The 5,048-nt window shown below is 67.3% G+C and carries 5 protein-coding genes and 1 pseudogene; 4 read left to right on the top strand and 2 right to left on the bottom strand.

What is annotated here, in order from left to right:
• Positions 1–302 precede the first annotated feature (302 nt).
• From IEZ00_RS11915 to IEZ00_RS11905, 3 genes are all read left to right on the top strand, one after another.
• A complete protein-coding gene (locus IEZ00_RS11915; RefSeq protein WP_189223232.1) occupies positions 303–2,393 on the top strand; it encodes a DUF8616 domain-containing protein in 2,091 nt (696 codons plus the stop codon).
• Between the two features lie 19 nt (positions 2,394–2,412).
• A complete protein-coding gene (locus IEZ00_RS11910) occupies positions 2,413–3,267 on the top strand; it encodes an immunity 49 family protein (protein ID WP_189223231.1) in 855 nt (284 codons plus the stop codon).
• A gap of 66 nt (positions 3,268–3,333) precedes the next feature.
• The gene (locus IEZ00_RS11905) at positions 3,334–3,696 is read left to right on the top strand and encodes a toxin-antitoxin system YwqK family antitoxin (protein WP_189223230.1); all 363 of its coding nucleotides are present in this window, start codon (positions 3,334–3,336) and stop codon (positions 3,694–3,696) included.
• A 15-nt stretch (positions 3,697–3,711) separates the two neighbouring features.
• Here the strand turns inward: IEZ00_RS11905 and IEZ00_RS38085 are convergent, their stop codons facing one another.
• Together IEZ00_RS38085 and IEZ00_RS36485 are read right to left on the bottom strand one after the other, a co-directional pair.
• A complete protein-coding gene (locus IEZ00_RS38085) occupies positions 3,712–3,909 on the bottom strand; it encodes a transposase (RefSeq protein WP_189223229.1) in 198 nt (65 codons plus the stop codon).
• Between the two features lie 151 nt (positions 3,910–4,060).
• Positions 4,061–4,197, bottom strand: a pseudogene (locus IEZ00_RS36485) (transposase); the annotation flags it as partial.
• 311 nt (positions 4,198–4,508) lie between these two features.
• Here IEZ00_RS36485 and IEZ00_RS11895 point away from each other — a divergent pair.
• Positions 4,509–5,048 (top strand): immunity 49 family protein (locus IEZ00_RS11895; RefSeq protein WP_189223228.1); only part of this gene is annotated, 540 nt, incomplete at its 3' end.

Raw genomic sequence — 5,048 nt, 5'->3', positions numbered from 1 at the left:
CACCCCATGCGGGACCTTCGCACGCCGGACCTCCACACGCCGGACCTCCGCACGCTGGTCCGCCCGGCACCGGACCGACCCGCATGGGCCCACCTCACACCGGCCCCGCCCACACCACCCCTCCACAAGCGGGTCCGTCCCACGCCGGCCCGCCGAACCAGCGCGGACCGCAGGGCCCAGGCCCGCGTCCGAACAACCCCGCACCCCCGCCCCGCCCACGCGGTGCCGACGGCCCCTCGGTCCCACCGCCCCGGCCGCACCCCCACGGCCCGACGCCGCACGACCGCGGTGGCGCGCCGGGCGTGCCGCACCGCGATCCGAACACCACACCGCCGCCACGCCGTCCCGACGGCGTGCCCCAGCAGTACCGCGACCCCTACGACGCGCCGCCACCACGGCACACCCCGGACGGTCCTCCCGCGCCGCGACGCGCCCCGGACGCCGGCCCACCACACCGCAACGAACCGGACGCCGCCCCACCCGCGCACCGGGACGCCGACGCACCCACACCCCGACGCGACCCCGACAGCGACCCGACCCCGCACTCGGACACCCCGCACTCGGACACCCCGCACCACGACGCGGATCGCCCGAGCATCGACGAGGCGCACGCGCGGCACGGCGAGACCACCCCGGCGGGCATCTCGCACCACCGGGGCGATGGCGACATGGGCGACCTGCCCCAACGCGTCCCGCACGACCCGCGCTACTTCACCGCCGACGTCCACATCACCCCCGACGGCCGCGCACGCATCGGCAACCACACCTACAGCCCCGAGGAGTACGGCGACCTGCTGCGCCGCAACGGCTGGGACGGCAGGACTCCCATTCGCCTGATCGGCTGCGACGCGGGCAGCAACGACTTCGCCAACCGCCTGTCCCGCCACACCAACGCCGACGTACTGGCCCCCACCAAACCCGCCTGGACCGACAGCAACGGCCGCGTCTACACCAGCGACGCCGAAATCGGCCCCGACGGCACCCGCAGGCCCAAGATCCCGCCCAACGGCGAGTGGGAGACCCACCGCCCCGACGGCACCCGCACCAAGGCGGGCGAAGACGGCTTCGTCCCCGGCACCCACGACAAGGACAAGTCCGACCTCGACCCCTCCGACGCCCGCGACCGTGGGAAGGGCGACGACTCCTGGCGTCGGGAGGTGGGCGAGAAGTCCGGTCTGACACCCGAGCAGAAGCTCAGGGACAACGACTACATGCGGAAGCACTTCCACCTGCGGAAGACCGGCGACAGGTGGGAACTCGTCATCAACCCCTCCAAGTCCGTGGACATCGACGGCAAGTCGGTCAAGTCGGTCGACGTGCCGCCGGGTTGGCGACCACCCGACGGTCATAACATCCGCGCAGTCGACTTCAGCGAGCTCGACGTGAAGTTCAAGGATGACCGCCCACCCGCGTTGCCCGCCGAATTCCACGGTCCGCTGAGGGATCACCGCGGCCAAGTCGACCCTGCCTTGGTGCAGCAGAACCAGGACTTGATCGACCGGCGCAGGCAGGCGATCGAGGAGGCCAGGCAAGCGCCTGACGGAACGCCCGAGTACAAGGAGGCGCAGCACCGGGCATCCCAGCTCGGCGAGCAGCTCGGCGAACGCGGTGGCGAGCAGTTCATGGACGACCACTACCCCGGTGCCACGCGAGTGGACCCTGGTCTGGGCGGCGGGAACCGGTTCGACATGGTGCACCGCCTCGACGACGGCCGCTTCGTCATCCTGGAGTGCAAGGGCCCGTACGCCACCCGCGATGCCGCGTGGTCACTCGACGGCAATTGGGTGGAGCAAGGCCACCCCGACTACTTCGAAAAGAAAATTCACGACATGCTCAACGCCAAGCTTTCCCGCGCGGGCGAGGCGAACATGCGAAAGGATCTAGCAGCGGAGGGCAAAACGCCGGATCAGATCGATCAGGCCATCGCGGACCACAAGACGAAGCTGGAGCAGGAGCGCGAGATGGCGAGGCAACTGGACGAGGCTCGCAGGCCTCAGGCGCTCGCTGCGCACGTGCGCGAGAACTTCGGCATCAGCGAAGCGGAGATCGACCGCCACCTGCGAGAAACTGGTGACGACCGCGTCAAGCGGATGACGGACGCGGAGTTCCAGGATTACAAGGCCAAAGTGGGCTACGACAAGTTCTACCAGCACAAGGTCGAAGAACTGCGCAGCCCTCAGCGAGGTGCCGCCCCCGATACCGAGCCGAAGTCTCCGCAGGAACTGGCAGCAGACCAACAGCAGGCCGACCGACTGGAGCACCTGCGTCGCCATGGCTTGGTCGAGTACCACCTCGTGACCGCGAAGACCACCGGCTCAGGCGCGAACGAGCAGTACAACGGGTACGTGTCGGACGAATTCATCATGGACTGGCAGCAGTCAGCGAAGGTCTAGGAAAGGTCGCACAGCCATCATGCTCGAAGTAAGCCGCCACACCACCTACGCCGAAGACGCCGTTGAGGCATTGGACAGGCTCGATGACGACGTCCGCAGGGGCGTCGAAATGGTCGGGGGCTACACGGGCCGACTGAACCTCCTCTTCATGTCGGCAGTGGACCGGGTCGGCCATCAGGCGGTGGTCGACCCGCGAGCGGAGGCCAGGGAGAGCTGGCTCGGTCTGGTGTTCGCGCTCGACGTGGGCACGGCGATCTTCACCGTCGCCTCCGCCGAGAAGGGCTCGGACCTGACCTGCCGGATCGGTGAGCAGGAGTACCTGCTCACCGCGACCGGCCCGGTGTCCTACGCGTCACCGCAGAACTGGCTGACCACCCTCTGGCTGGCCATCACGGCCAGGGACGGCGGCGCACTGCAACACCTCGCAGACGTTCCAGCCGAAGCGCTGGGCGCGGGCACCGCACCCGAGTACCTCCACGACATGGTGCGGATGTTCCAACTGTTCCTCCACCGCGAGCCAGGCGTCGAAGCGGCACTCAACGCCGCCCTGCGCAACAGCGACCCCGCCCAACTCCCCGAAGGCATCCGCGACTACACCACACACATCTCGTTCCCGATCATGACCCTGTTCCACCACCTGCTCCAAGAAGGCAACGAACAGCAGTTCAACGACGCCCTCGCCGAAGCACTACGACAGCACAAGACCTACTGGTCAGCCGACGACGAACGCGAGGAATCACCCCTGGGCTACATCGCCCTGGGCCCCCTCGCACTGGCCGCCATGGCACACGACACCGGCACACAGATCACCGTGACCTCCGACTACCTCCCCACAGGACTGCTCAACGGCACCACACGCATCGAAAACGCATGAGCTTTCCCCACGATGTATTGATCCGTCCACGTAGCTGAGCACCCGAGCGCGAAGGCGACGTAGGCGATGCGAGTCAGCAGCGACGAAACGACCATGGATTCAACCTCGCGCGTCCTGCACCACGGAAGACCATTTACCGGCGAACTGGTGGATACCGACGAAGAGGGCAGCACGGTTGCGATCACCACCTACGCATACGGTATCGAACACGGTCCTCAGCAAGAGTGGTACGCCAACGGCGCAAAGCAACTCAAAGGTCAGTGCGAGCGAGGCGCGGCGGTGGGTGAGTGGCGACGGTGGCATCCCAATGGCCAACTCGCCGAATATAATCTGTTCAACAAGTACGGCGAACTGCTCCGCCTGCAACGCTGGGACGATGCGGGCACGCTCCTGGAGGACCGCGGATCGGGTGTTACCCGCAGTCTGTAAGTAGCTGTTTCCGAGCTACTGGGGTCGGGTGAGTCGGCAGCTGGTGATGCGGATCATCGCCCAGCGGACCATGGCCTCGTGGTGGCGTAGTCGTTCGTAGTCCCGGACGCAGCGGCGGTGGCCGGTGATCCAGGCCGGAGTGCGTTCGACCACCCACCTTCTGGACAGCACCGCGAAGTACCGCACCTGCGGGCGTTGCACGATCTCCACCACCAGGGGCAGCTTCCGTCGCCGCCGCGCACACCGCCTCGGCGTCGACATCGGCGGGCGCGGCCAGCACGGCAGCCCGCAGAGCGTTCTTCAAGGTCTTGCACTGCTCGGTTCTCGCCGCCTTCACCGCCGCCGGTCCGGCCTTGGCGGTGTCCCACGACTCGGGCAGGAACAGCCGCCAGTCCAGCGGACACGACGCCGTGTCGGTGACCGCGTGCACGCTCGCCCGATCTGACAGTTCGCGACCTTGCCCAAGGTTCTGGAGTACTGCCGGGCCACGCCCGGCGAGAGCGAACGCCTCCAGGTGGTGCCGCACGACCAAGAGCTCATCCGGGGTCACTGGAGCATGAAACTACTCGCACCACCCGACGCCCCACGACACGCCGACCTAACAAAGCCCTACTAGGGGCTGTGGAACGCAGCGGTGATGAGCCCGAGGAGTCCTCGGCGGATGACCTCCGCGCTGCGTTGAACAACTAGTGGGTGGAGTACGTGGTCCGACCACGGGTTACCCAAAATCCGAAGTCGACCACCCACACGTACCGTGGTTTTGATCAAGAGCCCAGTGTCCTCTACCCGGAAACAGGTGGGCAGCAGCCGTGATGGCAGTGCCGCGCCACAAGGTGGACCACGCGATGGCCGAGCGGAGGATCGCGCGCTTCTCCGCGAGGCTGCCGGAGTTCATCTCCCAGGCGGAACAGACGCCACTGGCCCTGACCAGCGTGCTGGACAGGGCCTTGATGCTCGCCGCGTTGCGGACGGTGTCGGCTCCGAGCGGCGAAGACGTGCGCGGTTGGGATGACTTCGTCACCGCCATGCAAGCCGCATCGGCACTGTTCGCGGTGGTCGACACGTCGACCGAGTCGATCGAGTGCACCGTTGGCCGCAAGCTGCGCATTCCGACCACCGCACCGGGTCAGCACAATCGAGCCGGATATTGGCTGACGGCGGTGTGGCTGGCCGTAGTCAGCCGTGAACAGCAGCGGCTGACCATGCTGGCCGCGGTCCCCGATGAGGTGATGCGCGCGGCGGGTGTCGACTACGACGCCTACATGTGGGCTTGGGTGGAGACCCTGCGCACGTTCTTCCGCAACGGTCCCGACCTCGACGCCAAATTCGCCTCCACGGTGGAACTGGCGAAC

This window comes from Saccharothrix coeruleofusca, from assembly GCF_014648515.1.
Taxonomy (GTDB): domain Bacteria; phylum Actinomycetota; class Actinomycetes; order Mycobacteriales; family Pseudonocardiaceae; genus Actinosynnema; species Actinosynnema coeruleofuscum.
The sequence above is the reverse complement of the archived record's forward strand: the minus strand, read 5'-3'. Positions and strand labels throughout refer to the sequence as shown.

Excerpts from the sequence above, each read along its gene's own strand:
- IEZ00_RS11910 (WP_189223231.1), top strand. The coding sequence starts at position 2,413 with ATGCTCGAAGTAAGCCGCCACACCACCTACGCCGAAGACGCCGTTGAG.
- IEZ00_RS11905 (WP_189223230.1), top strand. The coding sequence starts at position 3,334 with ATGCGAGTCAGCAGCGACGAAACGACCATGGATTCAACCTCGCGCGTC.